The 19,395-nt window shown below is 44.9% G+C and carries 13 protein-coding genes and 2 pseudogenes; 6 read left to right on the top strand and 9 right to left on the bottom strand.

Translation table 11 applies throughout. The features are described 5' to 3' along the window. Positions 1-149, bottom strand: a pseudogene (locus AB4558_RS13720) (porin family protein); the annotation flags it as partial. A gap of 145 nt (positions 150-294) precedes the next feature. Between AB4558_RS13720 and AB4558_RS13725 the strand changes: the two are divergent. After that, positions 295-384, top strand: a complete 90-nt coding sequence (locus AB4558_RS13725) for a YnhF family membrane protein (protein WP_100214626.1) — start codon at positions 295-297, stop codon at positions 382-384. A gap of 41 nt (positions 385-425) precedes the next feature. Further along, positions 426-1,640, top strand: coding sequence for a patatin family protein (locus AB4558_RS13730; RefSeq protein WP_017063485.1), 1,215 nt, complete (start codon positions 426-428; stop codon positions 1,638-1,640). Between the two features lie 159 nt (positions 1,641-1,799). On the opposite strand, the gene pyk is transcribed toward AB4558_RS13730, so the two are convergent. Beyond that, entirely contained in the window at positions 1,800-3,248 is a 1,449-nt protein-coding gene (gene pyk, locus AB4558_RS13735) for a pyruvate kinase (RefSeq protein WP_017062141.1), read from the bottom strand. Positions 3,249-3,567: 319 nt separating this feature from the next. On the opposite strand from pyk, the gene AB4558_RS13740 reads away from it, so the two are divergent. Beyond that, a complete protein-coding gene (locus AB4558_RS13740) occupies positions 3,568-4,785 on the top strand; it encodes an ROK family protein (RefSeq protein WP_048607464.1) in 1,218 nt (405 codons plus the stop codon). A 168-nt stretch (positions 4,786-4,953) separates the two neighbouring features. Next, complete coding sequence (locus AB4558_RS13745) at positions 4,954-5,895, top strand: chemotaxis protein CheV (protein ID WP_136973550.1); 942 nt, start codon at positions 4,954-4,956, stop codon at positions 5,893-5,895. A 333-nt stretch (positions 5,896-6,228) separates the two neighbouring features. On the opposite strand, the gene AB4558_RS13750 is transcribed toward AB4558_RS13745, so the two are convergent. The 4 genes from AB4558_RS13750 to AB4558_RS13765 all read right to left on the bottom strand — a co-directional run bounded on the left by AB4558_RS13750 (position 6,229) and on the right by AB4558_RS13765 (position 12,510). Continuing rightward, entirely contained in the window at positions 6,229-9,321 is a 3,093-nt protein-coding gene (locus AB4558_RS13750; RefSeq protein WP_372158869.1) for an error-prone DNA polymerase, read from the bottom strand. Positions 9,322-9,434: 113 nt separating this feature from the next. Next, on the bottom strand, positions 9,435-10,904 hold the full coding sequence (locus tag AB4558_RS13755; RefSeq protein ID WP_372158870.1) for a DNA polymerase Y family protein: 1,470 nt from the start codon (positions 10,902-10,904) through the stop codon (positions 9,435-9,437). Positions 10,905-10,907: 3 nt separating this feature from the next. Further along, a complete protein-coding gene (gene imuA / locus AB4558_RS13760) occupies positions 10,908-11,615 on the bottom strand; it encodes a translesion DNA synthesis-associated protein ImuA (protein WP_372158871.1) in 708 nt (235 codons plus the stop codon). A gap of 154 nt (positions 11,616-11,769) precedes the next feature. Continuing rightward, positions 11,770-12,510 (bottom strand): YciK family oxidoreductase, encoded by a 741-nt coding sequence (locus tag AB4558_RS13765; protein WP_017062135.1) that lies wholly within the window; start codon positions 12,508-12,510, stop codon positions 11,770-11,772. A 137-nt stretch (positions 12,511-12,647) separates the two neighbouring features. Between AB4558_RS13765 and sohB the strand changes: the two genes are divergently transcribed. Continuing rightward, positions 12,648-13,715, top strand: coding sequence for a protease SohB (gene sohB, locus AB4558_RS13770; protein ID WP_065583981.1), 1,068 nt, complete (start codon positions 12,648-12,650; stop codon positions 13,713-13,715). 203 nt (positions 13,716-13,918) lie between these two features. On the opposite strand, the gene AB4558_RS13775 is transcribed toward sohB, so the two are convergent. The 3 genes from AB4558_RS13775 to AB4558_RS13785 form a co-directional block, all read right to left on the bottom strand. Then, a complete protein-coding gene (locus tag AB4558_RS13775; RefSeq protein ID WP_017062134.1) occupies positions 13,919-15,481 on the bottom strand; it encodes a SpoVR family protein in 1,563 nt (520 codons plus the stop codon). 11 nt (positions 15,482-15,492) lie between these two features. Beyond that, positions 15,493-16,764, bottom strand: coding sequence for a YeaH/YhbH family protein (locus tag AB4558_RS13780; protein ID WP_017062133.1), 1,272 nt, complete (start codon positions 16,762-16,764; stop codon positions 15,493-15,495). Between the two features lie 127 nt (positions 16,765-16,891). After that, a complete protein-coding gene (locus tag AB4558_RS13785; protein ID WP_017062132.1) occupies positions 16,892-18,826 on the bottom strand; it encodes a PrkA family serine protein kinase in 1,935 nt (644 codons plus the stop codon). A 379-nt stretch (positions 18,827-19,205) separates the two neighbouring features. Between AB4558_RS13785 and AB4558_RS13790 the strand changes: the two are divergent. Then, positions 19,206-19,346: pseudogene (locus tag AB4558_RS13790) on the top strand (MipA/OmpV family protein); the annotation flags it as partial. Positions 19,347-19,395 lie beyond the last annotated feature (49 nt).

Below are 19,395 nucleotides of genomic sequence, written 5' to 3' on the forward strand. Positions count from 1 at the left end.
CCAATTAGGAAACAAAGCCCGTCCTGGTCTTCGACACTGCCACCGCCGGTATAACCTACCATAGGTGTAATGATGATCTCCGGCGAAGCATACGCGCTTGAAACGGAGAGAAGCGTAATCAGTGCCATCATATTTGCTTTGTTATTCATGAGTATATCCTTATCCATACACTTACTAATTGTGATGGTTACATCAATATTGTGAGACTAATTTCGACGATTCTTGAAGATACTTCACACACCTGATAGTACTTAAATAGAGACTCGACAAATTAATAATAAACCAGAGGTGTCTATGGACCATAATCTGAAAAATGCCCTACAAATTACTGTGTTTATCTACATGATCATTCTTTCATTTGGCTTTATTGCGATTGGTAGTTAATACCATCTATTGCGAGGCTGAGTTTTGATACTCAGGGAATAATGAATAGTGGGATTATAACCAATATTGATACAGCAATAGACTTGGATTATTACGCTAAGTTTATTGCTGGAAAAACAGCACTGGTCGCTCAAGGTGGCGGACAGAGAAGTATTTTTACTTCTGGAGTGCTGGATGCCTTTCTTCTCTCAAATTTTGACCCCTTCGACGAATTTTTTGGTACCTCAGCAGGTGCTCTCAACTTATGTGCTTATCTGTGCCGTGATAAAGGCCTTGGACGTTCTTTTGTTCTCGACCTCACAACCTCACCAGAGTTCTTCAATCTCTTTTCCTATATACGACACAGAAAGAACCTAGGATTAGAATGGGCGCTAGAACAAATCATGGCTTACCCATATAAGCTCGATCTGGATTTAGGGCGACAAACGCTAGGCGATCGCCACTTCTATGCGGCTGTAACGGATTCCAAAGACTTACGAGACCACTACTTCCCATTATTGGGCGAAGATTGGTACAAGGTGATGATTGCGACCTGTGCTATTCCTCGCTTGTACAATGACGAAGTCTTTATTGGTGACAGTGCTTATGTGGACGGTGGTGTATCGGCGTGTATCCCAGTTCAGGAAGCGTGGCGAAGACAAGCTCGTTCTATTGTGGTGATTCGTACTGAGCCAGTGGTGGAGGAAGGTAATACCCATTTGGTTGAAGCACCAGTTAAGGGATCTTCAGTCAAAGCGCCTAAACCTATATCTGCAGAAGAACTGGAGTGGTTCCGCGAATCTTTCGACAGTGTTCAAGGCCATTGGCAACAGAAAGTGGAACAGTGGAAAACCGACTGGACCTCTTTCTTCCAACAACAAATTATGCGCTCAAAAGAGCAGAAGCGTGACCGTGGGCATTTAGACCTGCTGAACGGTGGTCGCTGGCTATTTGGTGCAGATGATATTTATCGCTTAAGTCATTTAATCGGAGATAAGTTTGATTCAGGGTTGGCTGACATGCTGATGGTGCATTATCAGACCTACTCATTGACTCAGGATTTTTTGAATTCGCCACCAGACGACGCGTTTGTGGTTCAGATAGCACCTAGTCAAACGCTTAAATCGAGCTCATTAATGAGTCATAAAGATGATTTACTGCATGATTACGAATTGGGTTTAGAAGCCGGTTACCGATTTGTGGAGACCTATACCTCAACGGAAAACGCTCGCAACTCGCATATGCCACAGTTAGCCACCATTGCTGCGGGTAACTAATTCCCGAAGTTGATGAGCTAGCATGCTGTGAGCTCGTTATGCTGTTTAAGCAGATTTTAGTGAGTCGTGTTCTGAAATGAAAAAGGGTTATTGAACTTGGTTCGATAACCCTTTTAAGTTTTTGAGATTAGGCGAATCGTTTCGCCTTAAGGTCAAATATTAGGTGACAGGCAAGATTCTCATACAGTTGGTTGACCCTGCTACATCCATAATGTCGCCTTGAGTGACGATCACTAGGTCACCAAACTTAAGGTGTCCTTTCTCTTTCAAGCAAGTGAGTGTAGATAGTGCAATGTCAAAGCTGTCTTCGGCTTCTGTCTCGAAGTAGATTGGTGTCACACCTCGGTATAAGGTACAGCGATTAAGCGTTCCTTCGTTACGAGACAGCGCGTAGATCGGCATGTCGGCACTCAGGCGAGACATCATCAATGCGGTGCGGCCTGACTCGGTGAGAGTGACAACGCCTTTAATGCCTTCCATATGGTTTGCAGAGTAGATGGTCGCCATCGAAACGGTTTCTTCGGCAGTAACAAAGGTGCGGTCAATACGGTAATTGGATTGGTTATTAATGCCTGCCATTTTTTCCGCACCAATACAGACTTCAGCCATCGATTTTACGGTCTCGACTGGGTAGTCACCAGCTGCAGTTTCACCAGACAGCATCACAGCATCGGTGCCATCGAGTACGGCGTTGGCAACATCCATAACTTCGGCACGGGTTGGCATTGGCGCAGAAATCATTGATTCCATCATCTGAGTTGCGGTGATGACAGTTCGGTTAAGCGCTCTGGCACGGCGTATAAGCTGTTTTTGTACTCCGACTAACTCAGGGTCGCCAATTTCCACTCCGAGGTCACCACGAGCCACCATGACCACATCTGAGGCCATTATGATGTCATCCATGTTCTCAACTGTAGCTACTGTCTCTGCTCGCTCCACTTTTGCGACGAGGTGAGCTTCTAAGCCGGCTTCTCGTGCAAGCTGACGAGCATAGTGCATGTCTTCACCATTACGAGGGAAAGACACCGCTAGGTAATCCACTTTGATTTGTGCGGCGGTGACGATGTCGCGCTTGTCTTTTTCTGTTAGCGCTTCTGCGGAAAGGCCACCCCCTTTTTTGTTGATGCCTTTGTTATTTGAGAGTGGGCCGCCAATGATGACTTCGGTATGAACGCGACAGCCTTCCACTTTGGTTACTTTGAGTTGAACACGACCATCGTCAAGCAACAGTATATCGCCGGCGGATACGTCGTTAGGCAGTTCTTTGTAATCAAGGCCAACGGCTTCTTGATTGCCTTCACCTAAACCTAGGCTGCTATCGAGAGTGAACAGGTCGCCTACGGCAAGTTGGATTTTGCCATCTTTGAATGTCGACACACGAATCTTGGGACCTTGTAAGTCTCCGAGAATGGCGATTTGAGTACCGTGTCTTTTTGCTATTGCTCTGACTTTTTCTGCGCGTTGTATATGGTCGTCGCTGGTGCCGTGAGAGAAGTTCATACGAACAATATTGGCACCGGCTTTGATGATCTCTTCAAGCACGTTACCTTTATCAGTAGAAGGGCCTAGCGTTGTGACGATTTTCGTTTTTCTTAATTCGGCTGTCATGAATACTCCTAGAGTGAGGCCAAGTAATCTTTTAAAAGACTGAATTAAGTATATGCATTAATTGATAATTTATTGGGAGCTAGGAGGATATTTCTTGATTTGCCTTTAATTATTGAATTCAGGGCTCAAATGCGATGTTTTATTCTGAAAATTAAGTCGCAAATTATCGATGTGGGTGTTAATTTCCCTCGAACTATTTGACTCGATACACAAAGATTCATGTATATACGTGATACTGGTCACGGCGATATACCAAGTGACTTCACAATTACTTCGCAAAGTAAAAAAATTACCTCGTTGATGATTTCTGGAGCGTAAAATGTACATGGCTCAACCGGGCCATATTGATCATATCAAACAGGTCAATGCTGGTCGTGTATATAAACTAATTGACCTTAAAGGTCCTATTTCTCGTATCGATCTGTCCAAGCAAAGTGAGTTGGCTCCGGCGAGTATTACTAAAATTACCCGTGAACTCATTGAAGCTCACCTTATTCACGAAACGACGGTTCAAGAAGCCACGACTCGTGGCCGTCCTGCTGTCGGTCTGCAAACCAATAACGAAGGTTGGCAATTTTTGTCGATGCGTCTTGGTCGCGGATACTTGACGATCGCGCTCCATGAATTGGGCGGCGACGTGCTTATCGATACCAAGATTGATATCCATGAACGTGATCAAGACGATGTGCTTGCGCGTCTTCTCCATGAAATCGATGAGTTCTTCCAAACCTATGCCGAGCAACTCGACAGGGTGACGAGTATCGCTATCACACTGCCAGGTCTGGTGAATTCAGAGCAAGGTATTGTGTTGCAGATGCCGCACTATAACGTTGAAAACTTAGCGTTGGGGCCGGAGATCTACAAAGAAACCGGTTTGCCAGTTTTTATTGCCAATGATACCCGAGCGTGGGCATTAGCAGAAAAGCTGTTTGGTAACTCACAAGACAACGACAACTCTGTTCTTATCTCGATTCACCACGGTTTAGGTGCCGGGATCATTCTTGATGGTCGCGTTCTGCAAGGGCGTCACGGTAACATCGGTGAGTTGGGGCATATCCAGATCGATAAGGAAGGCAAGCTTTGCCACTGTGGAAATCGAGGCTGTTTAGAAACGGTGGCGAGTTCTCAGGCAATCCGTGAGCAAGTCAAAGAGCGATTGGCAAATGGTGAAGAATCAACGCTAACGGTGTTTGAAGACGTCACTATTGAACAGATCTGTGCTGCCGCTGCTGATGGGGATCCGCTGGCTGTTGAAGTGATTGAACAGTTAGGTCGTTATCTAGGTTCTGCGATTGCGATTGTGATTAACCTATTTAACCCAGAGAAAATCTTGGTGGGTGGTGTTATCAATCAGGCGAAGAGCGTGTTATACCCGGCGATTCAAAAGTGTATCGAAGAGCAGAGTCTATCGGTTTACCATAAAGACTTAGAGCTGGTGGAATCTCGTTTTTATAAGCAGGCAACCATGCCAGGAGCTGCGCTCATCAAGCAGGCCTTATACGATGGCCAACTGTTAATGAAAGTTATTGAAGGTTAACCCCTTTTTCTCGTCTTGTAGCCTTACCCTGAACCTTTCCATGTACTTAAGCTTTGTATAACATCATTTGTTGTACTTAGTTTAAGCATTCTGTGCATTGGCGCTTTGCTTTAACCTATTGAAGTAGGCTATTGTAGCCACAGTTATTATTTGTCACTAAGGTGTTGTATGTCTGGCGTTTTAAATTCGGTTGATCAGAGAACCAAACTGGTCGGTGAAAACCGTCTGGAACTCTTGTTATTCAGCTTAAATAGTCGTCAACTATTTGCGATTAACGTATTTAAAGTGAAAGAAGTCCTCAAAGTGCCAGTACTCACTCGCTTACCGGGCTCTCATCATCATATTACGGGTGTTGCGTCTTTACGTGGTGAATCGGTGCCTGTTATCGATTTACGCAGTGCCATTGGCTTTCCGCCATCTCGTGCGGAGTCTCAAGAGAGCAACCTGATTATTACGGAATACAACCGAACCGTACAAGGTTTCTTGGTTGGGCAAGTTCGTAATATCGTGAACACGACATGGACAGAAATCCAGCCGCCGCCAAAGACAACAGGCCGTGCAAATTACCTAACCGCTATCACGCATATTCAAGAAGAAGAGCAGAACAAGATCGTCGAGATCATCGATGTTGAGAAAGTGTTGGCTGAGATCATTGATTACGATGTCTCGATCTCTGAAGGCGTTTTAGATGAACAATTAGCTCAGGAGATGATAGGACGCAATGTGCTTATCGTTGATGACTCTTCAACAGCGCGTAACCAGATCAAAGGCACCTTGTCGCAGTTGGGTTTGAACATTATTGAGTGTTGTGATGGCTTAGAAGCACTGACCTTACTTAAGGGCTGGTGTGATGAAGGCAAAGACATCAATCAAGAAATATTGTTGATGATCACCGATGCTGAAATGCCTGAAATGGACGGCTACAAGCTGACACACGAAGTACGTACTGACCCAAGAATGCATGACCTATTCATCACGCTAAATACTTCATTAAGTGGAAGTTTTAATGAAGCTATGGTTGAGAAAGTAGGGTGTAACCGCTTTATTTCTAAGTTCCAGCCAGACCTCTTGGTTGAAGTGACTCAAGAGCGAATGCGTCAGATTTTATAATTAATGCTGCTGTACGGTTTGTTTTGAGTGACCTTATAGAAAACGCTTGCTAATATTCACGCAGCATATTTTTCTTAACGAAATATGCTCAACTACTAGCGTGATTTTTCACACACAATCTAAGGTAGTTCCTCTTAATGATATGGTTAACGTCTAAAGTCGTCATGACTTTGAGCTTATTACTGTATAGGGAATTTAAGAAAAGACGTACGGAAGCTGAAGTTGAGTCATAACTCAACAATTGGAATTGAAGGGAAGCGGATGCTTCCCTTTTTCGTTGCTCTTTCTTTCGTTTCTTTAGCCAAGGACCGATTGAGGACAATTGCTACTTCGCTAATGAAAATCCCGAGATTTGGTTTTCAAACCAACAATTTCATCGGTAATATCGATAAGTTTCCCCGCGATAACATGCACAACTTCTCCTTCTTTTTCTAATATCCCTTGTACTTTTAACGCCTTGGCTGTGAGATAAGCTTGTTGTTGAGCGCGCGCGGTTGCTCCCCATACCACGACATTAATATTGCCAGTGCTATCTTCTAGCGTGACAAAGGTGACACCTGTCGCGGTTCCGGGAGATTGTTTGCCTGTGACTAATCCGACAACGGTGACCATAGATTTGTGTCTTTGTTGTATTAAATCTTTCATGTGTGTGAATCGACCTAATCGTCCTGCTTCTTCGAGCAAAGTGATGGGGTGCTTGTTCAATGAAATTCCGACACTGGTGAAGTCTTCGAGTAGATCTTGCATCTCATTGGGCTTGTGCAGTACATGTTCGTCATGTCCTGCCTCAGCATCGTCATAGACTTGGCTAAACAGAGGTAAATCCGACGCCGAGTCCATGATCACCCAGCGAGTCTGGAAGCGGTCTCCAGAAACGTTATGTAGCGCATTGGCCGATGCCAGTAGCTCGATATCTTTCTTATTCATCGATAACTGTTTCACCTGACTAGGGTGGCGATAACCGGATGGTGGACGATTGGCGAGCACGCTTTGAATTCCATGCTCGCTGAATCCTTTGATTTGTCGCAGCCCTAAGCGAATCGCTAGACCGTTCTGATGAGGGGCAACCGTGTGGTCGTTTTGAGAAGCGTTCACACATACCGGAAGTATCACCACATTGTGTCGTTGTGCGTCTTGTACCAACTGTGAAGGGCTATAAAACCCCATCGGTTGGCTATTCAACAGAGAAGCGTAGAAGCACTCTGGGTAGTAGCATTTCAACCAAGCGGAGCAATACGCTAACACCGCAAACGAAGCGGAGTGGCTTTCAGGAAAACCGTACTCGCCAAAGCCGCATATCTGTTTAAAGATCTGCTCAGCAAACTCTGTCTCATAGCCGCGCTTTTGCATTCCTTCGATGAGTTTGTTTTTAAACTTAAAGACGTTGCCATTTTTCTTCCAAGCGGCCATTGCCCGTCTGAGTTGATCTGCTTCTCCGCCTGTGAACCCTGCAGCGACCATCGCGAGTTTGATCACTTGCTCTTGGAATATCGGTACACCTAAGGTGCGCGACAGTACTGATTCCACGTCTTTAGATGGATAACTGATTGGCTCAATGCCATCTCGACGCTTGAGAAACGGATGCACCATATCACCCTGAATAGGGCCTGGGCGTACGATAGCGATTTGAATCACCAAGTCGTAATAAGTCTTCGGTTTAAGCCTTGGCAGCATGCTCATTTGTGCGCGTGACTCAATTTGGAATATCCCGACTGTGTCTGCTCGCTGAATCATGCCGTAAACCTGAGGATCGTCCTTAAGGCGAGTGATCTCAGCAATGGTCAGTGATCGCCCGTGAATACGTTTGATCAGGTCGAAACATTTACGAATCGCAGAGAGCATACCCAACGCGAGCACATCAACTTTCAGCAAGCCTAAGGTTTCTAGATCATCCTTATCCCATTGGATAATGGTTCGATCGTGCATCGCTGCATTTTCGACGGGAACCAGCTCATACAAAGGCCCTGAGGATATGACAAAGCCACCGACATGTTGAGATAAGTGACGTGGGAAGCCGATAATCTCATTCACCAAGTGGATAAACTGCTGCCCCTTCAAAGAATCAGGTTGTAGCCCTAATTGAGTGAGCTGAGCCTGCCAACCTAAGCTTTTGTCCCTGCGGTTTGTGTTCTTGATGAAGTAGTCGAGCTGAGTTTCTTGTAGCCCTAATGCTTTACCGACATCTCTTACCGCACTTTTAAAGCGATATGAAATCACAGTTGCAGCAAGTGCAGCCCGTTCTCTACCGTATTTTTGGTAGATGTATTGGATAACTTCTTCACGACGTTCGTGTTCAAAATCGACATCAATATCAGGCGGCTCATCGCGCTCTTTACTGATGAAACGCTCAAACAGCACCGAGATCTGTCTTGGGTCGACAGAGGTGATTTCTAAGCAGTAACAGACCACGGAATTGGCCGCTGAACCTCGACCTTGGTAAAGAATGCCTTGGCTTTTGGCAAACATCACGATGTCATGAATGGTGAGAAAAAAGAAAGGGTAGTCAAGCTCGTCAATTAATCCCAATTCTTTATCTATGATTTGTTGGATGTCGTTAGGTACACCTTGTGGGAAGCGAGTCTGTTTTCCTTTTTCGACCAACATGCGCAGATAACTCATGGGCGTCTCACCTTGAGGAATCAGCTCACTGGGATATTCGTAGCGTAAGCTATCTAAATCAAACTCACACAGCTCAGCGATACGGTTGCTCTCTTCTAGCCACTCCGCTTTGAAGATATGAGAGAGCTTATTGATACTCCGTAAACAGCGCTCGGCATTAGCGAGTAAGTGACTGCCCACTTCGGTAATGGGCTTTTGGTACTTTATCGCAGTGAGTGAGTGCTGCAAGGGTAAGCGATTCGCATTGTGCATCAACACACCACCACAAGCTGTAATCGGCAGTTGGTGATGTTGTGACAGCTCAACGCAGTAATCTGTGTACTGCTGGTCGGTTTGCTTTAGGTGTCTTTGTAAGCCAATCCACAACCGACCTGAATGATGCTGGGAGAGCCATTGCCCCCAGTGTGCGTCTTCATTTTTCTGTTGAGGAAGCCAAAGAATAAAGCAGTGCTTAGCTGACATGATGTCCCACTCAGAGAGCTGATAATGTCCCTTGCTGCTACGACGTCTCGCGTTGGTAATAATACGGCACAGCTCGGCGTAGGCTTGTCTGTTTGGGCATATCAAGACCACTTGGCACTCTTCATTTAGCCAAAACATGCTCCCGACAATTTGCTTGAGCGACAGTTTATGTTGCTTGATCGCAGAGTGAACCTTAACGATGCCCGCGACTGAGCACTCATCAGTAACCGCGAGTGCTTTGTAACGCAAGAAATCGGCCTGTAAAACAAGCTCCTCTGCGTGTGAGGCTCCCTTAAGGAAGGAGTAATTGCTTTGGCAAAATAGCTCTGAGTATTGCTGAGACATAACGTAATCTCACTTAACCATTGCGAGTGAACATGATTGAAAAGGGACGCTGAAATTGAATCAGTAGAACAGACTAGCTAACAAAGTTTCTTGCTGACTTACGTTCTTACCGACTAGCTAAATAAGCCGTGCAAAAACCACTGTTTATCTGGCGTTCTAAATATCCAGAGCCACCGACCGTTTTCGCTGTGAGCAATAAAGTAGTCACGAATGATCTTCTCTCCGTCCCACCAGCCAGACACAATGCGCTCTGGGCCTTGAGATAAGGTGACGCTTTCGGTTAAGGCTTCGGGCTCTGGCAGTAAAATACTGGGCCTGAGCCGCTGTTGAACGACGCTGAGAGCTATGGTTTGTTGCTCGCTCTCTGGGGGTGTTTGCCTTTTTGTCACAGACTTACTCAGTGTTGGGAGCGAATACTGATTGGCCTTTTCTGGCCTTGGGTCGTGCTGTATTTTTGGTGTTTGAATACAGGCTTGTCCAAGCTTTGCTTGCAGTAGTGAGAGCAAATCTAACGCGGCAAGTGTTCCGGTATTACCATCAAAAAGATCATGGTAGGCCATTTGCGGTTCTCCATGACGAACCAAGCTGAGGGTCAGTCCTTGAACCGGTGCGGTGAGCTTGAGTGACTCTAAGGTGAGATGAGTAAGGTTCGCCCATTTTTCAGCAAGGTAATCACCTTGTGCCGAATAAAAAGAGACAGGGTGATCGTCTTTATCTCTTAGGTGCAAAGTCAGAGTTAACTCGAAAGCCACTCGGTCACGTAACCTCAAAAAGCACTCGAGCTGATTCAACAATTTCAGCAAAGGCTTTTCGATGAATAGGATGTTTTCAATATCAAACAGCAGCTCCAAATATTGCTGGAAATTCTCTGGTGGGTGATAGAAATCAATCGGGTGCTTGAACTGGCCGTTAAGGCGACCGACATAATTCACCAAGTCGATATCAAAGCGGCGTGCGACCTCTTGCAAAGGCAGCTTTAATAGGTCTTCAACGGTATTGATACCGACACGGTTCAGGCGTTCTACTTGCTTGGTCGGTAGCTCACTGGAATTCAATGCTTGTTGATTGACCCAAATTTTCATCTGCTCAATATTGTTTGTTGCTTGGTTGATCGCTTGCTTACCCAAAAGGATCGCAGAAAGCGGCGAATAACCCGTAGCGAAGCTGAACTGGATATTGAGCGTTTTTAAGTGGCTTTTGAGCTCATGCCAGTAGTTATCTAGCCCGTCGTAAAGTGACAGCATGTTAGAGGCTTTAATCAACAAGCCATTAGGTGGCAATAACGCCATGTCGGAAGTGACCAGATACGCCCATTGAGCGATCTCTTTCAGCTTACTTTTCTCCAGTTCAATACTGTAAGGGTGTACGTGTAAGTTGTGACACAGCGCCGCCGCAGACCCTAAGCCCATACCAAGTGAAATTCCCGATTGCAGCGCAGCTGGGTTCGCTTGCAGTACACGGTGATCTTTTTCATCCACGATGATAATAGGTTGTTCGCGTGAGTCTTCGTTCGAACCCAATTCATTAGAGTTAAACAAGGTATCCAACTGTAGAGATGGAAAGTGCAGATAAAGCCACAACATACGTTAGCCTTGCTTCGCAATAGGAAAAGCCAGCACAGTGTTACCAGACAAAGCGCGGTCTGAATTGTCTTCATAAACGGCTTTCTCTGTGAGTAACGGCCAGTAGTGTGTCATGTCTAGAATAAAGCTGCCATACGACCAGCTGCCTTTTCTCTTAGTCACTTCAACCTTTAATCCCTGCGCGTGAGAAGACAGCTTCATGCTTAAAGAAACGGGTAGGGATAGTTGATTATGGCTGGTGGCTTTAAAGTGAAACTGCAGGCACTTACCGGTTTCACTGGCTGCTTGTAGGCGCTTGGTTTGGTGTATTTCTAGATCGGCTCCCCATAGCAATACAGAGTGACAAGCGCCGCTTTTGAGGCACTGCTCAGCCGCCCACAACGCATCGAGTTCGCGTTGCGGCTGGATAATGAGAATGTTCTCTAATTCAATGCCTTGGCTGCTAAAAAACTCGGCACAAATCTTCCCTGGCGGGTTAATGAATATGGCCAGTTTTTGCGAGTTTTTCTGAGCTAAATAGGGCGTAAGAAGGCGAAGTTCACCGATCCCTTGCTGTGATTCAACTTCAATAACGCCGTGTGTCGGAAAGCCACCATCAAGCTGTTTATCCAATTGCGGATAGCCTGTAGAAGTGGTACTTCCTAGCGTTGTTGATTTTAGCCCTTTCCAGATTAGCTGGCGGTCTTGTAAGTTTTTTATGAGTTCATGCATAATTAAATACCTGTATATTTATACAGTATATTTAACAATGAAAAAGATGCAAAGCAAAATGATGAAAATCAGAGGAACTAAGTTTTAGGTGCTTGATTTAGATACAAAAAAAGCCGCTATTAAAGCGACTTTTTACGATTGGTTATAATATCAACTACTTAGGTTGAGCATCGATACATTGGCCATTAATGTCCGTCACACTTGGGTTCATTAAGTGTAGGTACAGCGGTATGATGTCGAGTGGCGTTTTTAGCTTATTCGCATCTTCTCCAGGGTACGCTTTTGCACGCATACGTGTTTGAGTGCCACCTGGGTTGATTGCGTTAACACGGATATTTGTGTCTTCAAGCTCGTCCGCTAGGATTTGCATCATACCTTCGGTAGCAAACTTAGAAATTGCGTAAGTGCCCCAGAATGCACGGCCAGAGTGACCAACCGTTGAAGAGGTAAATACGATACGACCCGCTTCTGCTTTCTTAAGTGCAGGTAGCAGAGCTTGAGTCATCAAGAACTCAGACTTCACATTGATCTGCATAACATCATCAAAGGTTTCTTCATCAATCTGCTCAAACGGGCTCAGAGTGCCAAGAACGCCAGCATTATGAAGTAGGCCGTCTAAACGACCGAACTGTGATTGAATGGTTTCAGCCATATCAACGTAGTTCTGCTTTGTCGCACCTTTTAAATCCAATGGGATAATTGCAGGCTGCGGGTAACCAGCGCTTTCGATTTCATCGTAAATGAATTCTAGGTTTTTAACATTGCGGCCTAACAGAATGACAGTTGCGCCATGTTGAGCGAAGCTTAGTGCAGCTTGGCGACCAATGCCAGCACCGGCACCTGTAACCAAAATTACTTTATCTTTGAGGGCATCTGTAGAGATTGGGTAATCCACTGTGCTTATCCTTCTTTCTTTTATTATGTTCGTCATTCCATTGATGTTTAATCACACAGATAACCGCAGGAATGATGAGAAATTCTTGGTAATCGTGACAAGATGGTTACAATACACTAATTCATACAATAGGGGATATGACATTGGAATTTTTGTTGGACTACGGCTTGTTTTTAGCCAAGATTGCGACCGTTGTAATCGCCATCATTGCAATTTTAGTCATTGCTAAATCTGTGGGTGGAAAATCAAGCGCGATTAAAGGTGAGCTGGAAATCACGAACCTATCTGAACACCATAAACAGACGATTGAACAATTAGAGCACCATCTACACGATGATGCTTTCATCAAAGCCCGTGATAAAGCAGAAAAGAAAGCGGAAAAAGAGAAAGTAAAATCACGCGGTAAAGAAGTGAAGAAAGCAGCGAAAGAGGGTGAGCTTGATAGCAAGCGTGAACCACATCTATTCGTTCTTGATTTTAACGGCAGCATTGATGCGAAAGAAGTGGCTTCATTACGTGAAGAGGTAACGGCGGTTCTGGCTGTGGCTCGTGAAGGTGATGAAGTATTGCTGAAACTTGAATCTGGCGGTGGCATGGTTCATGGCTATGGTCTGGCGTCTTCTCAACTTGATCGTATCAAAGCGGCTGGCCTGCCTTTGATTATCTCGGTAGACAAAGTAGCAGCAAGCGGTGGTTACATGATGGCATGTATCGCAGACAAAATCGTATCAGCACCTTTTGCTATCGTTGGTTCTATTGGCGTGATTGCTCAACTACCAAACTTCAATAAACTGCTTAAAAAGCACGACATTGAGTTTGAACAGCTAACTGCGGGTGAGTACAAGCGCACACTGACTATGTTTGGTGAGAACAGCGATAAAGCACGTGAGAAGTTCAAAGAAGAGCTAGAAGAGACACACGGCTTATTCAAAGACTTCATTCGTGACCATCGTCCAGCGCTAGACCTTGATAAGGTTGCAACGGGTGAGCACTGGTTTGGTACACAAGCACATGAACTTGGACTGGTGGATGAGATCCGTACTTCTGATGACTTAGTTGTTGAAGCATGCAAAGACAAGACGGTTCTAGCGATTCACTATGTACAGAAGAAAAAGCTGTCAGACAAGCTAGCTGGCGTGGCAGGTAAATCTGCAGACAGCGTGCTGATGAAGCTGATTGAACGCGGTCAAAAGCCGATTGTTTAAGCTTATTGAGTTCTAGTTCTAGTTCTAGTTCTAGTTCTAGGCTTGGTGCCTTACGTTCATTTACAGACGTTTGAGCCTTAAAAAGAAAGCGCATAAGTCATCAGACTTATGCGTTTTTTTATTGCTCCACTTCCGAGCGGGTGACCACTATGTTGTAGGGGGAGCGGAGTTTTATACCAAACACTGACTTACTGTGATTGATATTAAATCTTGGCTCCATAATCATTACGTTTTGGACAAGTAGTCAGAATCTCTCTATGACCCGTATCTTTGAGCTCTTCCAAAATCACATCAAAGCCCCACAAGCGATAGAGATGCTTCATCACTTCGTCGTAGCCTTTATCAAGCGGGATGCGGTCGTGAGGCACATATTGCAGTGTCATTGAGCGGTCACCACGAACATCGACATTAAACACCTGAATGTTTGGTTCAAGGTTACTTAGGTTGTATTGCGCCGCAAGCTTCTCACGAATCAGGCGATAGCCCGGATCATCATGAATAGCACTCACCTCAATGGTATTTTTACGGTCGTCGTCGAGTACAGAGAACAGCTTAAAGTCTCGAATGATTTTTGGAGAAAGGTATTGGCTGATGAAACTTTCATCTTTGAAGTTGTGCATCGCAAAGTGCACCGCTTCTAACCAATCACTTCCGGCTAACTCAGGGAACCACTCTCTATCTTCATCGGTTGGCTCTTCACAGATGCGTCGGATGTCTCTAAACATCGCAAAGCCAAGCGCATAAGGGTTTATCCCGCTGAAATAAGGACTGTTGTAGGCAGGTTGTGCGACGACACTGGTATGGCTGTGTAGGAATTCTAAGATGAACTTATCACTCACCAAGCCTTCGTCGTAAAGGTGGTTAAGAATGGTGTAATGCCAGAAGGTTGCCCAGCCTTCGTTCATCACTTGAGTTTGTTTTTGAGGGTAGAAGTATTGGCTCACTTTGCGAACGATGCGAACACACTCTCGTTGCCAAGGTTCAAGCAGTGGTGCGTTCTTCTCGATAAAGTAGAGAATGTTTTCTTGAGGCTCGCTAGGAAAGCGGATCTTGGTCTCTTCTTCCTTACTTTTATTTTGAGGAACGGTTCGCCATAGCTCATTCACTTGAGATTGCAGATAAGCTTCGCGTTCTTCTTGTCTTGCTGTCTCTTCTGCAATGGAAATCTTCTCAGGGCGTTTGTATCGGTCTACGCCGTAATTCATCAGTGCGTGACAAGAATCAAGGAGCTGCTCGACTTCAGCAACACCATATTTCTCTTCACAACCACTGATGTACTTCTTAGCAAACAACAAGTAATCGATGATGGAACTGGCATCGGTCCATGTTTGGAACAGGTAGTTGCCTTTAAAGAAAGAGTTGTGGCCATAACAAGCGTGAGCCATTACCAGCGCCTGCATTGTGACCGTGTTCTCTTCCATCAGGTAAGCGATACACGGATCGGAGTTGATTACGATTTCGTATGCCAAGCCCATTTGGCCATGCTTGTAGTTTTGCTCGGTTTGAATGAATTTCTTACCAAAAGACCAGTGGTTGTAATTGATAGGCATACCAATGCTCGAGTAGGCATCCATCATCTGTTCTGAAGTAATCACTTCAATCTGGTTTGGGTAAGTATCTAAACGGTAATGCTGCGCAACACGTTTGATTTCTACGTGGTATTTCTCCAAGAGGTTGAACGTCCAATCTGGACCATCAGGCAGCATCTTGTCGTTTTTCTTTTTTGCAGCTTTGTTTTTCTCTGCAACGTTTGATTTCGCTGTCATGGCAAACTCCCTTACGCTGTCTCTTTCTGGAACAGTTCTCTAAACACAGGAAAAATATCATCCACCGTTTTAATGTTTTTCATGGCGAAGTTGTCAAAGCTACTCTCGAGTTTTTCGTATTCGTGCCAAAGTGTTTGATGAGAGCGGCGTGTTATTTCGATGTAAGAGTAATATTGGCAAGTTGGCAGAAGCGTATTGACCAGTAACTCTTTACAGCGAGGAGAGTCATCAGCCCAGTTATCGCCATCAGAGGCTTGTGCTGCATAGATGTTCCACTCATTAGCAGGGTAGCGGTCTGCGACAATTTCCTTCATCAGTTTCAGTGCGCTTGAAACAATGGTACCACCCGTTTCTTGTGAGTAGAAAAACTCATGTTCGTCGACCTCTTTAGCCTGAGTATGGTGACGAATAAACACAACATCGACGTTTTCGTAGGTGCGATTTAAGAACAGATACAGAAGAACATAAAAGCGCTTCGCAATATCTTTTGTGGCCTGATCCATAGAGCCCGATACATCCATTAGACAGAACATCACGGCTTGGCTAGATGGAATAGGGCGCTTCTCGTAGTTTTTAAAACGTAAGTCGAAGGTGTCAATGAACGGCACGCTTTCAATCTTTTTACGTAACTCGGCAATCTCTTCTTTGAGGCGACCTTCCTCAAAAGGTTGTGCCGGCTCCGTCATTTTAACTTGGTCAAGCTGTTCCATCAGTAGGTTAAGCTCGCGCTTTTTACCTGCTGTCATCGCGGTTCTACGAGCCAGAGATTGCTGTAGTGAACGAACGATAGCGATGTTGGATGGAATCCCCGCGCTTTGGTAACCAGAGCGGTGAGTTTTCCATTCGGTGATTTTGTTGACCTGATTTTTCTCTAGATTAGGTAGAGCTAAATCTTCAAAGAGAATATCAAGATACTCATCTTTTGAAATTTGGAAGGTAAATTCATCTTGGCCTTCGCCATCAGGGCTTGCGTCGCCTTGGCCTGAGCCACCACCTTGACCACCACCTTTAGGGCGTTCGATTTTATCGCCAGTGATGAACTGATCATTACCTGGGTGAACGCGCTCTCTTACGCCGCCTTGACCTTGGTGAAAGTTCGGCTCTTTGATGTCTTTATGGGGAATAGTGACGTCTTCACCTGTTTCTGTATTGGTGATTGAGCGTCGGTTAACTGCATCGGCCACAGATTCTTTGATTTGCTCTTTATGGCGTCGTAAGAAACGCTGTCTATTCACAGCACTCTTATTTTTGCCATTGAGCCTCCGATCGATAAATTGTGCCATAAGAACTCCCTCTCAGCTGATGTCGCGATCCTACTTTTTATTCGGGTATAAGAGTTATTGATTTACTAAGGTATAAAAGTTATTGGTTTATACGAGCTGCTCAGTTGAGCAGCTCAATACCGTTTAGTTATGAGGATTTACGAACTCTTAGGTACCACTCAGATAGCAGTCTCACTTGCTTCTCGGTGTAGCCTTTTTCCATCATACGAGCAACGAAGTCGTCATGTTTTTTCTGATCATCCGTTGAGGTCTTAGCATTGAACGAAATAACAGGAAGTAGCTCTTCTGTGTTAGAGAACATTTTCTTCTCAATCACAGTGCGCAGTTTCTCGTAGCTCGTCCACACTGGGTTTTGACCGTTATTGTTGGCTTTGGCACGAAGCACAAAGTTCACAATCTCATTTCGGAAGTCTTTAGGGTTACTGATACCGGCTGTCTTCTCGATTTTCTCTAGTTCACCATTCAGAGAAGCACGGTCAAATAGTTGGCCTGTTTCTGGGTCGCGGTACTCTTGGTCTTGAATCCAGAAATCTGCGTAGGTGACATAGCGGTCGAAGATATTCTGACCGTACTCAGAGTAAGACTCTAGATAAGCGGTTTGAATTTCTTTACCGATGAACTCTACGTAGCGTGGCACTAGGTATCCTTTCAAGAACTCTAGGTACTTCTCGGCGGTCTCTTGAGGGAACTGCTCCCGTTCGATTTGCTGCTCAATAACGTAGAACAGGTGCACTGGGTTCGCGGCCACTTCGGCTTGGTCGAAGTTAAACACACGAGACAGGATCTTAAAGGCGAAACGCGTTGATAGCCCAGACATGCCTTCGTCAACGCCAGCATAATCTCGGTACTCTTGGTAGCTCTTCGCTTTTGGATCGGTGTCTTTTAGAGTCTCACCATCGTAAACACGCATCTTAGAGAATAGAGATGAGTTTTCAGGCTCTTTTAGTCTCGAAAGAATGCTGAATTGCGATAGCAGATCGAGTGTGCTTGGTGAGCAAGGCGCTTGGGATAGCTCACTGTGCTCAAGCAGTTTCTTGTAGATCTTAACTTCTTCAGAGACGCGCAGACAGTAAGGGACTTTTACAATGTACACACGGTCGAGGAATGCTTCGTTGTTTTTGTTGTTACGGAAGGTCTGCCACTCAGATTCGTTCGAGTGAGCGAGAATCATACCGTCAAATGGCAGTGCAGAAAGCCCTTCGGTACCGTTGAAGTTACCTTCTTGTGTTGCCGTAAGTAGAGGGTGTAATACTTTGATTGGCGCTTTGAACATCTCCACGAATTCCATCACACCTTGGTTGGCTTTACAAAGCGCACCAGAGTAGCTGTAGGCATCAGGATCATCTTGAGAGAAGTGTTCAAGTTTACGAATATCAACTTTACCAACCAGAGACGAGATATCTTGGTTGTTTTCATCACCTGGCTCCGTTTTCGCGATCGCAACTTGATCGAGAATAGAAGGGCGCAGTTTGATGACTTTGAATTTGGAAATATCACCGCCAAAATCGTGCAGACGTTTCGCTGCCCACGGAGACATAATTGAGCGAAGATAGCGTTTCTCAATGCCATATTCATTCTTCAATAAGTCGCCGTCTTCGTTAACGTCGAATAGACAGAATGGGTGATCGTTTACTGGGCTTCGTTCACCGTCAGCAGACAATACATAGATTGGTAGTTTCTGCATCAGGGCTTTGAGTTTTTCAGCGAGAGAAGATTTACCACCGCCCACAGGGCCAAGTAGGTAAAGGATTTGTTTACGTTCTTCTAAACCTTGCGCAGCATGTTTTAAGTAAGAAACAATCTGTTCAATCGCATCTTCCATACCGTAGAAATCTTTAAATTCGCTGTAGCGTGAGATGACACGGTTCGAGAAAATACGACTCAGTTGAGGGTCTTGAGCAGTGTCAATAACCTCTGGTTCGCCAATGGCTAGTAATAAGCGCTCGGCAGCATTAGCGTAAGCACTTTTATCGTCTTTACACAGCCCTAAGAACTCCTGCAATGTCAGCTCTTCTTCCTTGGCTGCTTCATAACGTGATTGATAGTGGTCAAAGATACTCATAGTCACATTCCCCTTGTTAACCAGTCAAAACTGACGAGCGATTGAAAAATAGGCTCTCCCTACATTTTAAGGTTAGACCCGCTTCCACAATTTTGCTTAACAATTATGTATTTATTTACAATTTTGCGTGTGAAAAACGTGGCGAGCGCAATAGGCAACTTGAGGCGCGTAGAATCAAATTATTTTACATTCGAGGGGATCTGGCCGTTTGTTTTGAGATTTTAGGTCGCTTAACAATACTCACAATGGATTTATGTGCATTAGATGTATAACTGGGCTCTATTGATTCTTGGAATGGAGTACCATATAATGCGCGAAGTTATCAAAAATTGCTCAATAAATAGGTAGATGTAGTGAAGAATAATGGGTTCAAAATAGTGGCTATCTGCATGTTACGCCAAATGTTCGAGTAACTGGTGGCGTTCGTTATACCAACCTTGAAGGTGATATAGAGAATAGCCCAATACTTGAAAGTGGTATCAACATGGCCGCGAACGTTGGTGTTGCTTACGTTTTCTAGTTGCTTTGGTTTTTCTCTTTGTGTGCGAACTGTCTCGTCCTAAAATACG

The organism is Vibrio sp. 10N.222.51.C5 (genome assembly GCF_041474575.1).
Classification (GTDB): domain Bacteria; phylum Pseudomonadota; class Gammaproteobacteria; order Enterobacterales; family Vibrionaceae; genus Vibrio; species Vibrio crassostreae_C.

What these genes read in the sequence shown, in the direction of transcription:
- AB4558_RS13785 (WP_017062132.1), bottom strand. Translation starts at nt 18,826, where the DNA reads ATGAGTATCTTTGACCACTATCAATCACGTTATGAAGCAGCCAAGGAA.
- pyk (WP_017062141.1), bottom strand. Translation starts at nt 3,248, where the DNA reads ATGACAGCCGAATTAAGAAAAACGAAAATCGTCACAACGCTAGGCCCT.
- AB4558_RS13780 (WP_017062133.1), bottom strand. Translation starts at nt 16,764, where the DNA reads ATGGCACAATTTATCGATCGGAGGCTCAATGGCAAAAATAAGAGTGCT.
- imuA (WP_372158871.1), bottom strand. Translation starts at nt 11,615, where the DNA reads ATGCATGAACTCATAAAAAACTTACAAGACCGCCAGCTAATCTGGAAA.
- AB4558_RS13740 (WP_048607464.1), top strand. Translation starts at nt 3,568, where the DNA reads ATGTACATGGCTCAACCGGGCCATATTGATCATATCAAACAGGTCAAT.
- sohB (WP_065583981.1), top strand. Translation starts at nt 12,648, where the DNA reads ATGACATTGGAATTTTTGTTGGACTACGGCTTGTTTTTAGCCAAGATT.
- AB4558_RS13745 (WP_136973550.1), top strand. Translation starts at nt 4,954, where the DNA reads ATGTCTGGCGTTTTAAATTCGGTTGATCAGAGAACCAAACTGGTCGGT.
- AB4558_RS13725 (WP_100214626.1), top strand. Translation starts at nt 295, where the DNA reads ATGGACCATAATCTGAAAAATGCCCTACAAATTACTGTGTTTATCTAC.
- AB4558_RS13755 (WP_372158870.1), bottom strand. Translation starts at nt 10,904, where the DNA reads ATGTTGTGGCTTTATCTGCACTTTCCATCTCTACAGTTGGATACCTTG.
- AB4558_RS13750 (WP_372158869.1), bottom strand. Translation starts at nt 9,321, where the DNA reads ATGTCTCAGCAATACTCAGAGCTATTTTGCCAAAGCAATTACTCCTTC.
- AB4558_RS13730 (WP_017063485.1), top strand. Translation starts at nt 426, where the DNA reads ATGAATAGTGGGATTATAACCAATATTGATACAGCAATAGACTTGGAT.
- AB4558_RS13775 (WP_017062134.1), bottom strand. Translation starts at nt 15,481, where the DNA reads ATGACAGCGAAATCAAACGTTGCAGAGAAAAACAAAGCTGCAAAAAAG.